Below are 16,707 nucleotides of genomic sequence, written 5' to 3' on the forward strand. Positions count from 1 at the left end.
ATGCGCCTGCCCACGCTGGCCGGTTTCGTCGTCAAACCGGCCGTCGCGGTGCTGGGTGCGCTCGCGGCTCCCGGGCGGCGGTCCTGGACGTCCGGGGAACGCACGCACCTGGAGGTGCGCGGCTTCCACGAACCGGGCCGCGAGGACGCCGCGCGGGATCTCGAACAGCGTCTGGCCGCGGTCGAGGGGGTGCGCGGTGTGGCGGTCAACGCGGCGCTGGGCCGGGTGGTCGTCGGCCACGAACCGCAGGTGACCGCCGGCGCGCTGGCCCGGGTGATCGGTGCGGCCGAGCGGGACTGGGCGCTCACCGGGCGGGCGCCGCGCGGTGAGGCGCACCCGGCCAATCCCGCACCGGCGGCTCGTGAGCTCGTCGCGCTGGGCACCGCCGTGATCGGCTTGTCCTACGCCGCCCTCGGCCGGGTACTGCCCGTGCGGGCGCTGCCGCCGGTGGTGCCGGCGCTGGCGGCGCTGGTCGATTCGACGCCGGGACTGCGTGGCGGAATCGAGAGGCTGTTGGGGCGGCCGGCGACCGACGCGGTGTTCGCCATCGGCGGCACGGCGAGCCAGGCGCTGGCGCAGCGGCCGATCGCGCTGGTCACCGACGCCGCCTATCGCTGGTGCCTGCGCGGCGAGCTGATCGCCCGCGGGCAGGCGTGGGAACGGTGGGAGCGGCGCACCGGTGACCGGATGGAGCTGCACCGGGCGCCCGCGGTGGAGCGGCCCTCGCGGCCGCGACCTCCTCCGGCGGGCCCGGTCGAGCGGGTGGCGCACGCCTCAGCCGGGCTCGGCGCGGCCGGGGCGGCCGGGGTGCTGCTGGCCCGTCGCGACGGCAGGCGGGCCACCGGGTTGCTGATCGCCGCGGCGGCGCGTCCGGCCAAGGCGAGCCGGGACGCCTTCGCGGCCCGCCTCGCGCGGGACCTCTCCGCGGCCGGGTCCCTCGTCCTCGAACCGGATGCCCTGCGACGGCTCGATCGGGTGGATCGCGTCGTGCTCAGCACGGACCTGCTGCGCACCGGACGCCGCGTGATCGGCGAGGTCGCGGTCACCGACGAGACCACTGACCTGGACGAGGCCACCAGCGTCGTCTACGACCTGGCCGAGCCCGACGGCCCACCCCGCTCGCGCGGTGACTGGACCGTGCGGCAGCGGGGTGACGAGCTCGAAGTGCACCACCGCGGTACCAGGGTCGCGGTGGCAAGCCTGGAGGAGGAACGCCATCCGCTCGCCGATGCCGTGCTGGACGCGGCGAAGCGGGCAGGCGCCGTGGTGGAAACACCGCCTGACGAGGTGGCGGCCCGGGTGCGGGAACTGCAGACCGACGGTCACCTGGTGGCGGTCGTCTCGGCGGACCCGGCGGCGCTGGCCGGCGCCGACGTCGCCATCGGGGTGCCTGCCGGCGACGACCGGCTCCCGTGGCAGGCGCACGTGCTGTGCCCGGAACTGCGCGAAGTCTGCGGTGTCCTGGACGCGGTCGAACCGGCCCACCGGGCCAGCCGTCACGGCGCCGTGCTGTCCATCGCCGGATCGACGTTCGGAGCGCTGTTCGGGGGGTTCGGCCCGTCGGCGACGGCGGCCGGGCGAGCGTCCTTCCCGGTCCACTTCGCGACGTTGCTCGCGCTGGCCGCCGGCACCTGGACCGGGTCGGAAGCCGGGCGGCGCCCGCTGCCCATCCCCGCCGACCGCACACCCTGGCACGCGATGTCGCCCGAGGCCGTGCTCACCAGGCTGAACAGCCGCCGCGCCGGGTTGGCGGACGAGGAATCGGAGGAGCGCAGGCGGGCCGAAGCCGCCGTCGGCGAGCCCGAGGTGATGGGTCTGGCGCGGGCGTCGGCCGAGGAGCTCGCGGGACCGCTGACCCCGGCGCTCGCCGCCGGTGCCGGGGTCTCGGCGAGCCTGGGTTCGCTCACGGACGCGGCGTTGATCATCGGTGTGCTCGGGCTCAACGCCCTCATCGGCGGCCTGCAGCGGCTGGGCGCTGATCGGGAACTACACCACCTGATCGACAGCAGCGCGCTGCAGGTGCGGTTGCGCCGGGTCGGAACCGCCCTGACCGCGCGCGCCGACGTGCTGGTCCCGGGGGACGTGATCGAACTGCGAGCCGGTGACGCGGTGCCCGCAGACTGCCGCGTGCTCGACGCCGCCGGGCTCGAGGTGGACGAATCGAGCCTCACCGGCGAATCGCAGCCGGTGGCCAAGAGCCCGCCGCCGACCACGAAGGCGGGCGTGGCGGACCGCACGTCGATGCTCTACCGCGGCACCACGATCGCGGCCGGGCGCGGCAGCGCGGTCGTCGTCGCCACGGGCGAGCGCACCGAGGTGGGACGCACCGCACGGCTCGACGGGGATGCGCCGCCGGTGACCGGGGTGGCTGCCCGGCTGGCCGGCCTGACCCGCCTCACGCTGCCGGTGACGGTGGGCGCCGGGGCCGCGCTGCTGCTGGCGGATCTGGCCCGGGGCAACGGGATCAGCCAGGCCCTGGGGCGCGCGGTCGGTCTGTCGGTGGCGGCCGTGCCGGAAGGACTGCCGTTCGTCGCGACGGTCGCCGAACTGGCGTCGGCTCGCCGGCTGGCGCACCGCGGCGTGCTGGTGCGCAGCCCGTCGACGATCGAAGCGCTGGGCCGCGTCGACCTGTTGTGCTTCGACAAGACCGGGACGCTCACCGAAGGCCGCATCCGGCTTCGGCTCGTCTCCGACGGGAGCACCACCCGCGAGGTGGGCGAGCTGACTCCGGCGCTGGCCGGCGTCCTGGCCGCCGCGGTCCGGGCGAGCCCGTGGCACGAGGCCGCGGAATCGCTGCCGGACGCCACCGACCGGGCCGTGCTGGACGCCGCCCAGGCCCACGGGATCGAGACCGGCGGCCCGGGCGAGGTGACCTGGCTGGGCGCACTGCCGTTCGAACCCTCCCGCGGCTACCACGCCACACTCACCGGCACCCCGGACGGCCCACTGCTCAGCGTGAAGGGGGCACCCGAAGCGGTGCTCGCCCGCTGCGACCCGCCGGTGTCGCTCGAAGCCGTCGATCGGCTGGCGCACCAGGGATTCCGGGTGCTCGCGGTGGCCGAGCGGCGCGCGGGCGGGCTCGACGACCTCGACGACGACCGCGTCCGCGGCCTGACCTTCCGCGGCCTGCTCGCCCTCGCCGACCCCGTACGGCCGACCGCCGCGCAGGCCGTCGCCGACCTGCGCCGGGCCGGCGTGCGTGTCGCCATGATCACCGGCGACCACCCCAGCACGGCCGCGGCGATCGCGGCCGAACTGTCGCTCGGTGACGGGACAGCCCTCATGACCGGGGCGGAGGTCGAGGCGAGCGACGACGACGAACTCGCCGCCCGCGCGCCGGAGATCACCGTGTTCGCCCGGGTCAGCCCCGCACAGAAAGCCCGGATCGTGCGGCAGCTCAACCGGGCCGGGCGCATCGTCGCCATGACCGGCGACGGTGCCAACGACGTGCCCGCCATCCGGCTGGCCCACGTCGGCGTCGCGCTGGGCGCCACGGCGACGCCCGCCGCACGGGAGGCCGCGGACCTCGTGGTCGCCGACGACCGGATCGAAACGATCATCCACGCCATCGTCGAGGGGCGGGCGATGTGGGCCTCCGTACGAGACGCCCTCTCCATCCTGCTCGGCGGCAACCTCGGTGAGGTCGGGTTCACCGTCGGAGCCGGGCTCGTCAGCACTCGCGACACCCTCAACGCGCGACAGTTGTTGCTGGTCAACCTCCTCACCGACGTCCTGCCCGCGATGGCGGTCGCGGTGCGCCCGCCGCCCGGCACCAGCCCCGAGGACCTGCTCAGCGAAGGTCCGGAAGCCTCACTCGGAGCGGTGCTGACCAAGGACCTCATCGCCCGCGCCGCGACCACCGCGACCGCCGCACTCGCCGGCTGGCTCGCCGTGCGGCCGGTCGCCACCCCACGGCAGGCCAGCACCACCGGACTGGTGGCGCTCGTCGCCGCGCAGCTGGCCCAGACCGTGGCGGTGCGAGGCCGCACGCCACTGGTCGTCGCGGCCGGCGCCGGATCGTTGCTGGCGCTCGCCGCGGTCGTGCAGATCCCCGGCTTGAGCGGATTCTTCGGCTGCAGCCCGCTGCTGCCGCACCAATGGGCGCTCGCCCTCACCGCCGCGACGGCCGCGGCTGTGACGCAGATCGTCCTGCAACGGGTGCGGCATTGACGCACCGGTAGTTCCCGCCGGGTTCACCGGCACGACATCCCCGCTCCGTCCCGGGCTCATCCACGCGAGCGACCGTGCAGGCAGTCCAACACCTGCTAGGAGTCCACAATGGCCGAATTCTTCGCCACCGTCCTCGCCAAGATCGGCGCGAACCTCATCGAGTCGCTGATCCTGCGCCTCGCGCAATCCCTGTTCACCCGCGCCTACGCCCCGGCCGTCTGACCCGGTAGCCGTCGGAGCCGGCCGAGGAAGGCCTCCAGCAGTGCCGTGATCGCGGCCGGTTGTTCCAGCGTGCTCGTGTGGCCGCAGCCAGGGAGGAGTCGCAGGTCGGCGGCCGGGATGAGGTCGGCGATGCGGCGTGCCTCCACCGGGGGAGTCGCTACGTCGTCCGCGCCGGTGACGACCAGGGTGGAGACTGCAATCCGGCCGAGTTCGGTCTCGACGCCGGGCCGGTCGGCCACCCCGTGCACGGCCCCGCGCAGGCCCGTGCGGTCGAGGCGGACCACACGTCGCTGCCAGGCGCTGAGGACCGGGCGGGCGGCGGGGTTCGCCAGGAAGGCGGGGCCGAACAGCAAGGGCCGGATCCGGGGCAGGAGCGGGCGCACTCCGATGACCCGCTGGACCCCGGCCATCCGGCGGTAGTCCCGTGCCTTGCCGGGGTCCTCGGCGCCAGCCGAGGTGCCCAGCAGCGTCAGCGACCGCAGCACCTCACCGTGGCGGGCGGCCAGCCGCTGGCCGACGAAACCGCCCATCGACAGGCCCACCCAGTGCGCCGGCGCGAGCCCGAGCGCCTCGATCAGGCCCAGGGCGTCCGCGGTGAGCGTGTCCATGTCGTAGCCGCCGGGCGTGGCCGGGCTTTCGCCCTGACCGCGCCAATCCAGCGTCACGCACCGGTAGCGCGTGCACAGCGCGGCGATCTGCGGGCCGAACATCCAGCCGCCGAAGAGGAGACCGTGCCCGAACACCACGACCGGGGCGTCGCGGGGCCCGGTGTCGGTGTAGGCGATCCGGGCACCGTTCACCTCGGTCACGGGCACGGCTACACCGCCAGGGTCAGCTCGGCGGGACCGCGGACGTTGATGCGCCCGTTCCAGCGCAGCTCCGCCACCTCGGCCGACGGGAACCGCCGGACGAATCGCGTGACCGCCAGCCGCGCTTCCAGCCGGGCCAGCGCCGCGCCGAGGCAGTGGTGGATGCCGGCCCCGAAGGAGACGTGCCGGTGCGCCTCCGGGCGGTCCAGCCGCAGCACATCGGCGTCCGGGCCCCAGAACTCCGGATCGCGGTTCGCCGCGGCCAGGCAGGCGACCACGAAGCTGCCGGCCGGGATCCGCTCGCCGCGCACCAGCAGCGGTTCGACCGTGATCCGGCGCATCAGGTGCACCGACGTGTCGTACCGGGTCAGCTCCTCCACGGCCGCGGCCGCGGACGACGGGTCCTCCCGCAGCAGGCGGGCCTGCGACGGGTTCCGGACCAGCGCGAGGATCCCGTTCGCGATCAGGTTCACCGTCGTTTCGTGCCCGGCGATGTAGAGGAACATGACCTGGGCGAGAAGCTCGTCCTCGGTGAGCACCTCGTCGCCGTCCCGGGCCGCCAGCAGCGCGGTGACCAGATCGTCGCCGGGATGGGTCCGCTTCCAGCCGATCAGCTCCCGGGTCAGCTCCGTGAGCTCGTCGTTCGCGGCCCGGATTTCGGCCTGCAGTTCCGGGCCGGTGAGCGGTTCGAGCGCCCGCACCAGGATCCCGGTCAGGTCGCGCAGCCGTGCGTGCTCGACCGGCGGGGTGCCCAGCAGTTCCGAGATCACCGTGAACGGGAGCGGGAACGCCAGCTCGCCCAGCACATCCCCGGTCGCGGCCACGCGGTCCAGGGCCGCGTCGACGAGTTCGCCGACGCGGGGCGCCAGTGCCTCGACCGACCCACGCGTGAACACCTGCGACACCAGCCGTCGCAGGCGGGTGTGCCGGGGCGGGTTCTGGTCCAGCATGGACAGTCCGCGCATCGGCCGGTTGGCCTCGACCGGCACGTCGCCGTCCCGCTTCCACACGGGGATCTCGGTCAGGTCCCGTTCGTCCACCGAATGCGGTGCACGCTGCAATCGCGCCACGTCGTCGTAGCGCGACAGCAGCCAGAACCCGAGCGGATGGCGGTAGGCGGGTGCGGTCTCACGCAACCGGGCGTAGTGCGGGTAGGGGTCTTCGGCGAAGCCGGCCGCGAAGAGGTCGAACACGGCTCAGCCCGGCAGCTTGACGTTGCGCAGCGTCACCAGCGCGGTGGCGCACAAGGCTTCTTCGCCAGCGGTCACCGCGAAGACGTCCGCGGCCGCGACCGTCGTGCTGTGGCCCGCTCGCACGACCCGGCCGCGGGCGACGATCCGGTCGCCCCGCGCGGGCGCCACGATCTTCACCGTGTAATCGACCGTCATGTTCACCCAGCCGGGCGGCAGCAGCGTTCCGGCCGCGCTGCCGCCGGCGAAATCGGCGAGCGAGCCGAGCACCCCGCCCTGGAAGTAGCCGTTGTGCTCGGTGAGTTCGGCCCGGTACGGCTGCACGATCTCGGCCATCCCGGGTTCGAGACGGCCGAAGGTGAAGCCGAGGTGCTTCGCGGCGGGCATCGTCAGCACCGCCGCCGTCACGTGTTCTGCATAATCCGGGTTCGCCGCCGTCATCGTCCGTTCCCTTCGAATCCGCCCGCCAGGTAGCGGGTCCGCGCCGCCGACCGCATGATCTTGCCGCTGCTGGTCTTGGCCAGCTGCCCGTGCGCGGTCAGCACCAGATCGCCGATCGTGAGCCCGTGCTCGGCCAGCACGGCCGCGCGGACGGCCTGGGTGATCTCGACCGGATCGGCGTCGTGGCGGTGGTCCCGCTGGATCTCCTGGACCACCACCAGCCGTTCACCGTCGGCGCCCGGCACGCCGAACGCAGCCGACCCGCCTGCCCGCAGCGCCGGGTGCGCGTTCATCGCCGTTTGCTCGATGTCCTGCGGGTAGTGGTTGCGGCCGCGGATGATCAGCAGGTCCTTGATGCGGCCGAGCACGTACAGTTCGCCGTCGTCGATCACGCCGAGGTCGCCGGTGCGCAGGTAGGTGCGCCCGTCGACGACGGGGAACGTCTCGGCCGTCGACTCCGGCCGTTTCCAGTAGCCCTGGGTGACGTGTGGGCCGCTCACCCAGATCTCCCCGACACCGTCGCGCGGGTCCGCGATCCGCACGTCCTCGCCCGGCAGCGCGGTGCCGGAGCCGGCGACCAGGGTGCCGTCCGGGCGGTGCGTGAACCGCGGGCCGCGGCCCTTGCGGCTGCCGGTGACGATCAGCGTCGCCTCGGCCAGCCCGTAGCACGGGTACAGGGCTCGCTCGTCGAACCCGTACGGCGCGAACGTCCGGGCGAACTCGCGCAAGGTCGCCGGGCGGATGGGTTCGGCGCCGTTGAACGCGACCTGCCAGCAGCTGAGGTCGAGATCCCCGGCGTCGCCGCGGCGGGCCCGGGCCACGCAGGCGTCGAAGGCGAAATTGGGGCCGCCGCTGGTGTGCGCGCGGTAGCGGGAGATCGCCGACAGCCACAGCAGCGGGCGGCGGATGAACGCGGCCGGGGACATCAGGATGCTCCGCGCGCCCACGTACAGCGGCTGCAGCACGTTGCCGATCAGCCCCTGGTCGTGGAAGAACGGCGCCCAGCCGACCACAGTGGACTCCGCGTCGTGGCCGAAGGCGTCGCGGATCATCTCCTGGTTCGCCTCCAGGTTCCCGTGGGTGACCATCACGCCCTTCGGTGTCGAGGTGGAGCCCGACGTGTACTGCAGGAACGCCAGCGAGTCCGGTTCGGCGGGCGGCGGCGTGAAGCCGTGGTCCGGCACGGCGTCCACGGCGATCGACGGGAGTCCGGGCAGCGACGCGGGCGCGCCGGAGAGGGTGAGCACGACCGCCGGTTCACAGTCGCTGACGATCGCGCGGGTGGCTTCGGGCACGTGGGTGCGCCGCGGCGGGTTCACCGGCACCGCCACGACCTGGGCGTAGAGGCAGCCGAAGAACGCCACGATGAAGTCGAGGCACTGCGGGAACACCAGGAGCGCGCGGTCGCCGGGCGCGCACCGCAGGCTCAGTTCGTGCGCCACGGCCAGCGCGCGCGTGTGCAGCTCGCCGAAGGTGAGGCTCGCGGACTCGGCGCCGTCCTCGTCGAGGAAGACGTAGGCGGTCACGTCCGGGGTGTGCTCGGCGCGGGAGGTCAGGACATCGGGCAGCAGCATGGTCACTCCAGAGCCCGGGTCATGGCCGCGGCGAGGGCCGCCCGGTGGCGGTGGTGGAAGAAGTGGTCGCCGGGGAAGGCGCGGAGGGCGAACGCGGCGGCCGTGTGCTGCCGCCACGCCTCGGCCTCGGCGGCGCTGACGATGGGATCGTGCAGGCCGTGGAAGACCGTGAGAGGGCAGGGCAGCGGTGGCCCGGGGACGTGCCGGTGGTCTTCCGACAGCCGCAGGTCGGCGCGGATGAGCGGGAGCGCGTAGCGGCGGAAGACGGGGCTGCGGCCGGGCCCGGCGCCGACGGCTTCGAGCTCGTCGGCGAACCGGTCGTCGGGCAGCTCGTGGATCGGCGGGCGTGTAGCGGCCAGGTGCGGGGCGCGGCGCCCGGAGACGAACAGGTGCACGGGCGGGACGCCGTGCCCGGTGAGCGCCCTGGCCAGCTCGAACGCGAGCAGGGCGCCCATGCTGTGCCCGTAGAGCGCGACGGGCGGACCCCCGAGGTGCGGCAGCAATGTCGAGACCGCCTCCGGCACGTCCCGGAAGGCCGGACGGCCGGCGAGATCCTCGCGGCCGGGCAGCTGGACCCGCACCAGGGCGATCCCGGGCGGGAACAAGCCGGTCCAGCGGGCGAACGAGCTGGCCCCGCCGCCGGCGTGCGGCAGACAGACCAGCCGGAGTGTCCCCGCGGTGAGCTCGGTGCGCAGGAGTGCGGTCATCGCGTGCCCCGCACGGTCACCGGCAGCGCCTTCAGGCCGCGCACGATGAAACTGTGGTCCTGCCACTCCGGCTCGCCGGCCAGGTCGAGGTCCAGCCGGGACAGGGCCTCGAACACCACCTCGGCCTGCAGCTGGGCCAGCTGGCCGCCGAGACAACCGTGCATGCCGTGCCCGAACGCCAGGTGCCCGCCGGTGCCTCGGGTGATGTCGAAGGCGTCCGGGCGGGCGAAGACCGCCGGGTCCCGGTTGGCCGCCCCGAGGCACAGCAGCACCTGGTCACCCTCGGCGATCCGGTGCCCGTCCAGTTCCACGTCGCGGGTCGCGACGCGTTTGGTCAGCTGGAGCGGGCTGTCGTAGCGCAGCGCCTCGGCGACCGCGCCGGGCACCAGGTCCGGCCGCCCGGCCAGCGCCGCCGCCTGCTCCGGGTGCCGCAGCAGCGCGAGCAGACCGTTGCCGATCAGGGACTTCGTGGTCTCGTTGCCGGCGACGAAGCACATGATGCACAGGAACACCAGCTCCTCTTCGCCGAGCCGGTCGCCGCCCGCGGTGCGCGCGGCCAGCAGGGCGCTGACCAGGTCGTCGCCGGGGCGCCGCGCGCGGTCCCGCACCACCTCGGTCAGCGCCGCGACGAACGTCTCCACCACCTCTCCGACGCGGCCGAAGTCGTCCGCCGTCATCAGGCCGGGCTCCAGCAGGAACCGGATGTCGTGCGTCCAGGCCGCCACGTGCGCGCGCAGCTGAGCGGGCAACCCCATCCACTCGGCGAGCACGGCCACCGGCAGCGGCGCGGCCAGCCCGGTGATCGCGTCCGTCCCGCCGTCCGCGCGGGCGCGGCTCACCAGCTCGTCCGCGATCCGGTGGACCAGCGGCCGCAGCCGGGTGACCGCCTCGGCGGTGAACACCCGGTTGACCAGCCCGCGCAGCCTGGCGTGGTCCGGGTTGTCGGTGAACACCAGGGACGCGCGGCCGAGCCGCTCGATCCGGCCGACCGCTGATCCGGTGAGCCGTCCGGCGTGCTTGGCGACCAGCCGCGGGATCAGCCCGGCGCTGAACGTGCGGTCCCGCAGCACGGCCCGGACGTCGGCGTGCCGGGTGAGCACCCACATGCCGAGGGTGCGGTGCACCGGTTCGGTCTCCCGCAGCTGCCGGTACAGCGGGTACGGGTCGCGGCGGAACCCGGCGTCGAACGGGTTGAACCGCACCTTGGCCGCGGTCACCGGAAGAACCCGTTCCGGTAGGGCCGCAGCACGATCCGCAGCAGGCCGATCTTGCCCATGCGGAATCCCAGCGCGGACAGCTTCAGGTAACGCTCGTAGCGGGCCACCACCTCCGGGCCGGCCACCTCGACCGCCTCGGCGCGGCGGGCACGCAACCGGCGGGCCCACTGCTCGCACGTCCAGGCGTACTCCAGGCGTCCGTTGTGGACGGACTGGACCTCGAAGACCCCCTCGGCGGCGGCGGTGATCTCGGCGAGCGTCGGCAGGTCCGCGTCCGGGAAGATCTCCTGCCGCATGAACTCGCTGGCGTCGGCGGCGGACATGTTGGCGTAGGCGATCGTCTGCAGGGACAGCACGCCCTCCTCCCGGAGCCAGGAGCGGCAGCGGGTGAAGAAGTCCCGGTACACGGCCACCTTGTCGTCGCCGGGCGCGGCGAAGTGCTCGAACGCGCCGATCGAGACGATCCCGTCGTAGGCCGCGGCCGGTTCGTGGTGCAGCCAGTGCTCGGTCCGCACCGACACCCCCGGGTACCCGCGCGAGGCGATGTAGGCCGCCTGCCGCGGGCTCAGCGTCAGCCCGACCGCCCGCGCGCCCCGCCCGGACAGCCGCTGCAGCACCGAACCCCATCCGCAGCCGACGTCCAGGACGTGCCGGGCGTCGCCGATCGCGTCCAGGTGGAACCGCAGCTTGCGGTCCTGCGCCGCGTCCAGGGTGTCGTCCGGGCCGTCCGGCATCGCGCACGAGTAGGTCATCGAGCGGTCCAGCCACAGCGCGTAGAAGTCGTCGCCGACGTCGTAGTGGTGCCGGACGGCGGCCGCGGCTTCGGCCGGGGTGACCATGGCTAGGCCACGCTCCGCTCGGCGTGCGTGTGCAGGTACTCGGCGACGGCGTCCAGGGTGGGGTCGGCGAACAGCGCCTCCGGCGGCAGTTCGACGCCGTAGCGCTCCTCGACCTCCATCAGCAGCGACACGGCCAGCGCCGAGTCCACGCCGAGCCGGTCGAAGTCGGCGTGCGGGTCCACGGCTTCGGCCGGGACCTGCAGCAGATCCGCCAGGTACTCCTGGCACCACGTGACGATCGCGTCCTTGCTGGTGTCCATGTCTTCGTTCCTCACGCGGGGTCGGGGGAGACGCGCTTGGCGGCGCGCCGTTCGTCGGAGGGCAGCTTCAAGTCCCACGCCAGGCCGCACGCGGCCAGCGCCCGGATCACCCAGAAGCCGGGGTCGAGGCGGTACCAGTCGAGGCCGAACGAGGGCGATTCGGGGAAGGCGTGGTGGTTGTTGTGCCAGGACTCGCCGAGCGTGACCAGGGCGAAGACGCCGCCGTTGCGGCTGTTCTCGCGGGAGGCGTAGGGCTTCGTGCCGAACATGTGCAGGAACGAGTTGATGGCCCACACGATGTGCTCGAGCAGGAAGATCCGCACCAGCCCGCCCCACAGCAGCCCGCTGACGGCGCCGGACCAGCTCAGCGACACCAGGCCGCCGGCCAGCGCGGGGATCGCCAGGCCGAGTACCACCCAGTGGTAGTAGTAGCGGGCCACCCGGACCAGGGCCCGGTCGCGCAGCAGGTCCGGCGCGTAGTGGACGATGTTGGGGTATTCGTGGCGGCGCATCCAGAGGAAGTGCGAGTGCGCCAGCCCGCGCAGCCGGCCGCGCCAGCCGCCGCCGGACAGGTTCGGCGAATGCGGGTCGCCCTCGCGGTCGCTGCACTCGTGGTGCCTGCGGTGCAGCGCCACCCACGACACCAGCCCGCCCTGCCCGGCCATCGAGCCGAGGACCGCGAGCACGACCGCGACCGGCTGGGCCGCCTTGAACGTGCGGTGGGTGAAGAGCCGGTGGTAGCCGACGGTGACGCCGAGCCCGGTCAGCAGCCACAGCGACAGCAGCAGCACTCCTTCGGTGACCCCGAAGGGGTGCACTGCCAGGAACGCGAACGCCGCGGCGGTGCCGATGATCGGCAGGACGTCGAACAGCAGGAAGTGGCGGCGCTGCAGGCGGTGCAGGTAGGGGCTGCTGATCACCTTGCGGCGCGGGGGCGGAACGGTTCCGGTCATCTCAGGCGCCTCCGAACGGCTGGACCAGGCAGGTGCACGTGCCGTGCGCGACGAGCTTGCCCGCCGCGCTGTGGATCTCGGCCTGCGCGGTGGCGGTCCGCCGTCCGACGTGGACGGTCGTGGCGGTGCACCGCAGCTCCGGGTCGTCCAGGGCCACGCCGCGGATGAAGTTGACCTTCAGCTCGAGCGTCGTGTAGCCGGTGTGGTCGGGCAGCCGCGTGAAGATCGCGCTGCCCATCGCGGTGTCCATCAGGGTGGACAGCACCCCGCCGTGGACGGTGAGCATCGCGTTGGCCTGGGCCTGGTTCGGCTTGAGGGTGTAGACGGCCCGGCCGTCGCCGAGGTCGGCGCACTGCACGCCGAGCGAGTGGCCGACGCCGATGCCTTCGGTCAGTCCTTTCGTCAGCAGGGCCTGCAGCTCGCTGATCCGCTGGGACACGGTCACGGTTTCCTCCGGAGTGAGACGGGCAGGGTGGCCAGGCCCCGCATCGACACGCTGGGCCGGTACTCGGGCTCCTCGGTCAGCACGGTGACCTCCGCGCGCGTGTAGAGGCGGTCGAAGGTGAGGGCGCTTTCCAGGCGCGCCATGGGGGCGCCGAGGCAGAAGTGCGGGCCGTGGCTGAACGCGAGCTGGCGGTGGACGGCCTCGCCGGCGAACCGCCGGACGTCGAGCCGGTCGGGCTCGGCGAACGCGGCCGGGTCGCGGTTGGCCGACCCGAGCAGGAGGATGACCCCGGTGCCGCGCGGCAGCTCCTGCCCGGCCAGCTCCACGTCCCGCATCGCGACGCGCGTCGGGAACGGCACCGGGGTGTCGAACCGCAGCAGTTCCTCGACCGCCACCGCCGGGTCCGCCAGCAGCGGCGTGATCTGGTCCGGGTTGCGGTGCAGGGCCAGCACCCCGCTGGAGATCAGGTTCATCGTCGTCTCGTGGCCGGCGATGAGCAGCAGCACCCCGATGTCGACGATCTCCTTGACCGTCAGGCGGTCGCCGCTCTCCTCGGCCGACACCAGCCCGCTGAGCAGGTCGTCGGCGGGGGCGCGGCGGCGCTGCTCGATCAGGTCGGTGAAGTAGGCGGCGAACTCCTCGACCGCGACCGCGCGGGCGGCCTTCTCCGCGTCGGTGAGCACCGCGTCCGGGTCGAGCCCGCGGCTGATGTCGGCCGTCCAGCCGCCGAAGAGCGCGCGGTCGGCGACCGGGACGCCGAGCAGTTCGCAGATCGTGGTCAGCGGCACGGGGAAGGCCAGCGCCGCCACCAGGTCGACCTCGCCGGCTTCGAGCGCTTCGTCGAGCAGCCGGTCCACCAGGGCGGTGATCCCGGGCCGCAACGCGGCGACGGACCGCGGGGTGAACGCCTTGGCGACCAGCGACCGGAGCCGGCCGTGCTCGGGCGGGTCCAGCAGCAGGAACGAGCCGGGCAGGTCGGCGGGGTCGACCCCGGGCCGGAACGGGTTGATGCCCGCGGTGTAGCCGTGGCCCCAGGCCGGATCGGCCAGCACGGCGGCGCAGTCGGCGTAGTGCGGGACGAGGTGGATGCCGAACCCCGTCGGGTGCAGGCGCCCGCTCTCGCGCAGCTTCCGGTAGGCGCCGAACGGGTCGGCGCGCAGGGCGGGGTCGAACACGTTCATGATCGCGCCGTGAACCGGACGGGCAGCTCGGCGAGCCCGCGCACGATGAGGTTCGGCTTGTACCGCGGCTCCGCCGTCAGCGGTGCCATCGTGCCGACGCGGCGCAGCAGCTCGTGCAGCAGCACCTCCATCTCCAGCAGGGCCAGCGGCGCGCCGAGGCAGTAGTGGATGCCCAGGCTGAACGCGAGGTGGCGGGGCGGCGGGTTCGTGCGGTCGTGGTAGCGCGCGACGTCGAGCCGATCGGGGTCGGCGAAGACCTGCGGATCGCGGTTGCCGGAGTTGATCAGCACCACCACGCCGTCGCCCGGGGCGAACTCGTGCCCGGCCAGGGTCATCGGCTCCTTCGCCGAGCGGGTGGTCATCTGCACCGGCGGCTCGTAGCGCAGCAGTTCCTCGACCGCGCTGGGCACGTACTCGGGGTGCTGCCGCAGCCGCTCGAACTCCGCGGGCTGCCGCATCAGGGTGAGCAGGCCGCTGCCGACGAGGTTGACGGTCGTCTCGTGGCCGGCGACCAGGGTGGTGACACAGGTGGTGAGCAGTTCGAGCTCGGTCAGCACGTCCCCGCGGTCCTCGACCGCGGCCAGCGCGCTGAGCAGGTCCTCGCGCGGCCGCTCGCGGCGGTAGTCGATGAGGTCGCGGAAGTAACGCATGAACTCGCGTGAGGCGGCGCTGCGCGCGGCGTGCGCCTCCGGCGTCATCAGCACGTCCGGGTCGAACCCGCGGGCCAGGTCCTGCGACCACTTCTGCACCACGCGGTGGTCGGCCGCGGGAACGCCGATCAGCTCGCACACGATGGTCAGCGGCAGGGGATAGGCGATGAGGTCGATCAGGTCGAACTCGCCCCGCTCCAGCGCGGCGTCCACCAGTTCGGTGCACAGCTGCTCGATCCGCGGCCGCAGGCGGGTGACCGTGCGGGGCGTGAACGCCTTCGACACCAGGGTGCGCAGGCGAGTGTGGTCGGGCGGGTCCATCCACAGGAACGAGGTGGGCAGCTCTTCGGCGGCCTCCTCGGGCGAAATGCTCGGGTGCAGCTGGCCGGCCTCGTCGGCGTGGCTCCACGCGGTGCTCTGCAGCACGGCGGCGCAGTCGGCGTAGCGGGTCAGCAGGTGCAGGCCCAGCGGGGTGCGGTGCACCGGGCCGGCCTCGCGCAGGCGGCGGGCCGGTGTGTAGGGGTCGGCGCGATGGGCGGGCAGGAACAGCTCCGCCATCGCCGTCTCGATCGTCGCAGTGTCCACTGTGGAGTCATCTCCCTCGCTCGACGATGGGTGACTGTCCTCGCGTCCGGTGAACGATCGCTGAATCGCCGCTGACAATTCCGGTTTCGCCGCGCAATGCCGATGGACCGATAGGTGCGGGCCGTTTTCCGTTGCCTCGCGGGCGATCCGTCGCCGAAGGTGGGGACACCGAGTCCGGAGGTGAGGAAATGCGGCAGGCCGTGGTTCTCGGCGCGAGCATCGCGGGTTCACTCGCGGCGCGCGTGCTCGCCGGTTCCTTCGACCGGGTGCTGATCGTGGAACGCGACGATGTCGCCGGGGTGACCCCGCGGCGGGGCGTGCCGCAGGCGCGGCACCTGCACGGCCTGATGGAACGCGGCAGGCAGATCATGGAGGAGCTCTACCCCGGGCTCACCGACGACCTCGCCGCCGAGGGTGCCCCCACCACCGAGGTGCTGCGGGGCTCCCGCTGGTACCTGTCCGGGCTGCGGGTGTTCCCGACCGCGACCGGGCTGACCACGCTGCTGGCCAGCCGTCCGATGCTGGAGAACGCGATCCGCACCCGCACGCTGGCGCTGCCGGGCGTCGAGCTGCGCACCCGCTGCGCGGCGGTGGGCCTGACCGGCGGAGACGAGGTCACCGGGGTCCGGCTGGCCGGTGGCGAGGTGCTCGACGCCGATCTCGTCGTGGACGCCACCGGCCGCGGCTCGCGCGCCCCGGACTGGCTGGCCGCGCTCGGGCACGAGCGCCCCGGCGAAGACCGCGTGGACGTCGACCTCGGCTACGCCTCCCGCACCTACCGGCGCAAACCCGAGCACCTCGACGGCCACCTGGCGGTGGTCGTGTCGACGATGCCCGGTTTCCGCGGCGGCGGCGCGATCACGCTGGAAGGCGACCGGTGGCACGTGACGCTCGCCGGGATGCTCGGCGACCACCCGCCCGTCGAACCGGCCGAGTTCGAGCGGTTCGCCGCGACCCTGCCCGTGCCGGACGTGCACGAGATCGTCCGCGACGCCGAACCCCTCGACGACCCCGTGCCGCACCGGTTCCGCGGCTCACTGCGCCGCCGCTACGAGCGGCTGCGGCGGCCCCCGCGCGGCCTGCTGGTGCTGGGCGACGCGCTGTGCAGCTTCAACCCGCTCTACGCGCAGGGCATGACGGTCGCGGCGCAGCAGGCCCTGGTGCTGCGCGACTGCCTGCCCGATCCTGATCCGGGGCGGTTCTACCGCGCGGCCGCCGGGGTCGTCGACGTGGCGTGGGGCATGTCCACCGGCTCGGACCTGCGCTACCCCGGGGTCGAGGGCCGCCGCTCGGCCCGCGGCCGCCTGCTCGGCGCCTACGCCGCCCGCGCCCAGGTCGCGGCGCACCGGGACGCGGTGGTGGCCCGCACCTTCATGCGCACCGCGAATCTCACCCTGCCCCCGACGGCCCTGCTCGCGCCGGACATCGTGCTCCGGGTCCTGCGCGCCGGGCGGAGGTGACCCG

General features: G+C 73.7%; 14 protein-coding genes. 2 read left to right on the forward strand and 12 right to left on the reverse strand.

The window, feature by feature from the left end; genetic code table 11:
- Entirely contained in the window at nt 1-4,170 is a 4,170-nt protein-coding gene (locus IE290_RS03355) for a cation-translocating P-type ATPase (RefSeq protein ID WP_191243001.1), read from the forward strand.
- 203 nt (nt 4,171-4,373) lie between these two features.
- On the opposite strand, the gene IE290_RS03360 is transcribed toward IE290_RS03355, so the two are convergent.
- From IE290_RS03360 to IE290_RS03415, 12 genes are read right to left on the reverse strand one after another with little or no spacing between them, the layout of a single operon-like run.
- Nucleotides 4,374-5,201, reverse strand: a complete 828-nt coding sequence (locus IE290_RS03360; protein ID WP_229874088.1) for an alpha/beta fold hydrolase — start codon at nt 5,199-5,201, stop codon at nt 4,374-4,376.
- 8 nt (nt 5,202-5,209) lie between these two features.
- Nucleotides 5,210-6,394 carry a cytochrome P450 gene (locus IE290_RS03365; RefSeq protein WP_191243003.1) on the reverse strand — a complete coding sequence of 395 codons (1,185 nt, stop codon included), beginning with the start codon at nt 6,392-6,394 and terminating at the stop codon, nt 5,210-5,212.
- Nucleotides 6,395-6,397: 3 nt separating this feature from the next.
- Complete coding sequence (locus IE290_RS03370) at nt 6,398-6,832, reverse strand: PaaI family thioesterase (RefSeq protein WP_191243004.1); 435 nt, start codon at nt 6,830-6,832, stop codon at nt 6,398-6,400.
- Nucleotides 6,829-8,406: a fatty acyl-AMP ligase gene (locus IE290_RS03375; protein ID WP_191243005.1), complete on the reverse strand. Its 1,578-nt coding sequence runs from the start codon at nt 8,404-8,406 to the stop codon at nt 6,829-6,831. The genes IE290_RS03370 and IE290_RS03375 overlap by 4 nt, the downstream gene beginning before the upstream one ends.
- A gap of 2 nt (nt 8,407-8,408) precedes the next feature.
- Entirely contained in the window at nt 8,409-9,113 is a 705-nt protein-coding gene (locus IE290_RS03380) for a thioesterase II family protein (RefSeq protein WP_191243006.1), read from the reverse strand.
- Complete coding sequence (locus tag IE290_RS03385; protein ID WP_229874089.1) at nt 9,110-10,330, reverse strand: cytochrome P450; 1,221 nt, start codon at nt 10,328-10,330, stop codon at nt 9,110-9,112. Before IE290_RS03385 ends, IE290_RS03380 begins: the two co-directional genes overlap by 4 nt.
- Nucleotides 10,327-11,169, reverse strand: a complete 843-nt coding sequence (locus tag IE290_RS03390) for an SAM-dependent methyltransferase (protein ID WP_191243007.1) — start codon at nt 11,167-11,169, stop codon at nt 10,327-10,329. Before IE290_RS03390 ends, IE290_RS03385 begins: the two co-directional genes overlap by 4 nt.
- A gap of 2 nt (nt 11,170-11,171) precedes the next feature.
- Entirely contained in the window at nt 11,172-11,429 is a 258-nt protein-coding gene (locus IE290_RS03395; protein ID WP_191243008.1) for an acyl carrier protein, read from the reverse strand.
- 11 nt (nt 11,430-11,440) lie between these two features.
- Entirely contained in the window at nt 11,441-12,382 is a 942-nt protein-coding gene (locus tag IE290_RS03400) for an acyl-CoA desaturase (protein WP_191243009.1), read from the reverse strand.
- Nucleotide 12,383: 1 nt separating this feature from the next.
- Nucleotides 12,384-12,827: a PaaI family thioesterase gene (locus tag IE290_RS03405; RefSeq protein WP_191243010.1), complete on the reverse strand. Its 444-nt coding sequence runs from the start codon at nt 12,825-12,827 to the stop codon at nt 12,384-12,386.
- A complete protein-coding gene (locus IE290_RS03410; RefSeq protein ID WP_191243011.1) occupies nt 12,824-14,008 on the reverse strand; it encodes a cytochrome P450 in 1,185 nt (394 codons plus the stop codon). Before IE290_RS03410 ends, IE290_RS03405 begins: the two co-directional genes overlap by 4 nt.
- Nucleotides 14,005-15,243 carry a cytochrome P450 gene (locus IE290_RS03415; protein ID WP_229874091.1) on the reverse strand — a complete coding sequence of 413 codons (1,239 nt, stop codon included), beginning with the start codon at nt 15,241-15,243 and terminating at the stop codon, nt 14,005-14,007. The genes IE290_RS03410 and IE290_RS03415 overlap by 4 nt, the downstream gene beginning before the upstream one ends.
- A 188-nt stretch (nt 15,244-15,431) precedes the next feature.
- On the opposite strand from IE290_RS03415, the gene IE290_RS03420 reads away from it, so the two are divergent.
- Nucleotides 15,432-16,703 carry an FAD-dependent oxidoreductase gene (locus IE290_RS03420; RefSeq protein WP_191243012.1) on the forward strand — a complete coding sequence of 424 codons (1,272 nt, stop codon included), beginning with the start codon at nt 15,432-15,434 and terminating at the stop codon, nt 16,701-16,703.
- The last annotated feature ends 4 nt before the right edge of the window (nt 16,704-16,707 follow it).

It is taken from the genome of Amycolatopsis deserti (assembly GCF_014653945.1).
GTDB classification, from domain to species: Bacteria; Actinomycetota; Actinomycetes; order Mycobacteriales; family Pseudonocardiaceae; genus Amycolatopsis_E; species Amycolatopsis_E deserti.

What these genes read in the sequence shown, in the direction of transcription:
- IE290_RS03400 (WP_191243009.1), bottom strand. Translation starts at nt 12,382, where the DNA reads ATGACCGGAACCGTTCCGCCCCCGCGCCGCAAGGTGATCAGCAGCCCC.
- IE290_RS03420 (WP_191243012.1), top strand. Translation starts at nt 15,432, where the DNA reads ATGCGGCAGGCCGTGGTTCTCGGCGCGAGCATCGCGGGTTCACTCGCG.
- IE290_RS03380 (WP_191243006.1), bottom strand. Translation starts at nt 9,113, where the DNA reads ATGACCGCACTCCTGCGCACCGAGCTCACCGCGGGGACACTCCGGCTG.
- IE290_RS03355 (WP_191243001.1), top strand. Translation starts at nt 1, where the DNA reads ATGCGCCTGCCCACGCTGGCCGGTTTCGTCGTCAAACCGGCCGTCGCG.
- IE290_RS03390 (WP_191243007.1), bottom strand. Translation starts at nt 11,169, where the DNA reads ATGGTCACCCCGGCCGAAGCCGCGGCCGCCGTCCGGCACCACTACGAC.
- IE290_RS03395 (WP_191243008.1), bottom strand. Translation starts at nt 11,429, where the DNA reads ATGGACACCAGCAAGGACGCGATCGTCACGTGGTGCCAGGAGTACCTG.
- IE290_RS03370 (WP_191243004.1), bottom strand. Translation starts at nt 6,832, where the DNA reads ATGACGGCGGCGAACCCGGATTATGCAGAACACGTGACGGCGGCGGTG.
- IE290_RS03410 (WP_191243011.1), bottom strand. Translation starts at nt 14,008, where the DNA reads ATGAACGTGTTCGACCCCGCCCTGCGCGCCGACCCGTTCGGCGCCTAC.
- IE290_RS03375 (WP_191243005.1), bottom strand. Translation starts at nt 8,406, where the DNA reads ATGCTGCTGCCCGATGTCCTGACCTCCCGCGCCGAGCACACCCCGGAC.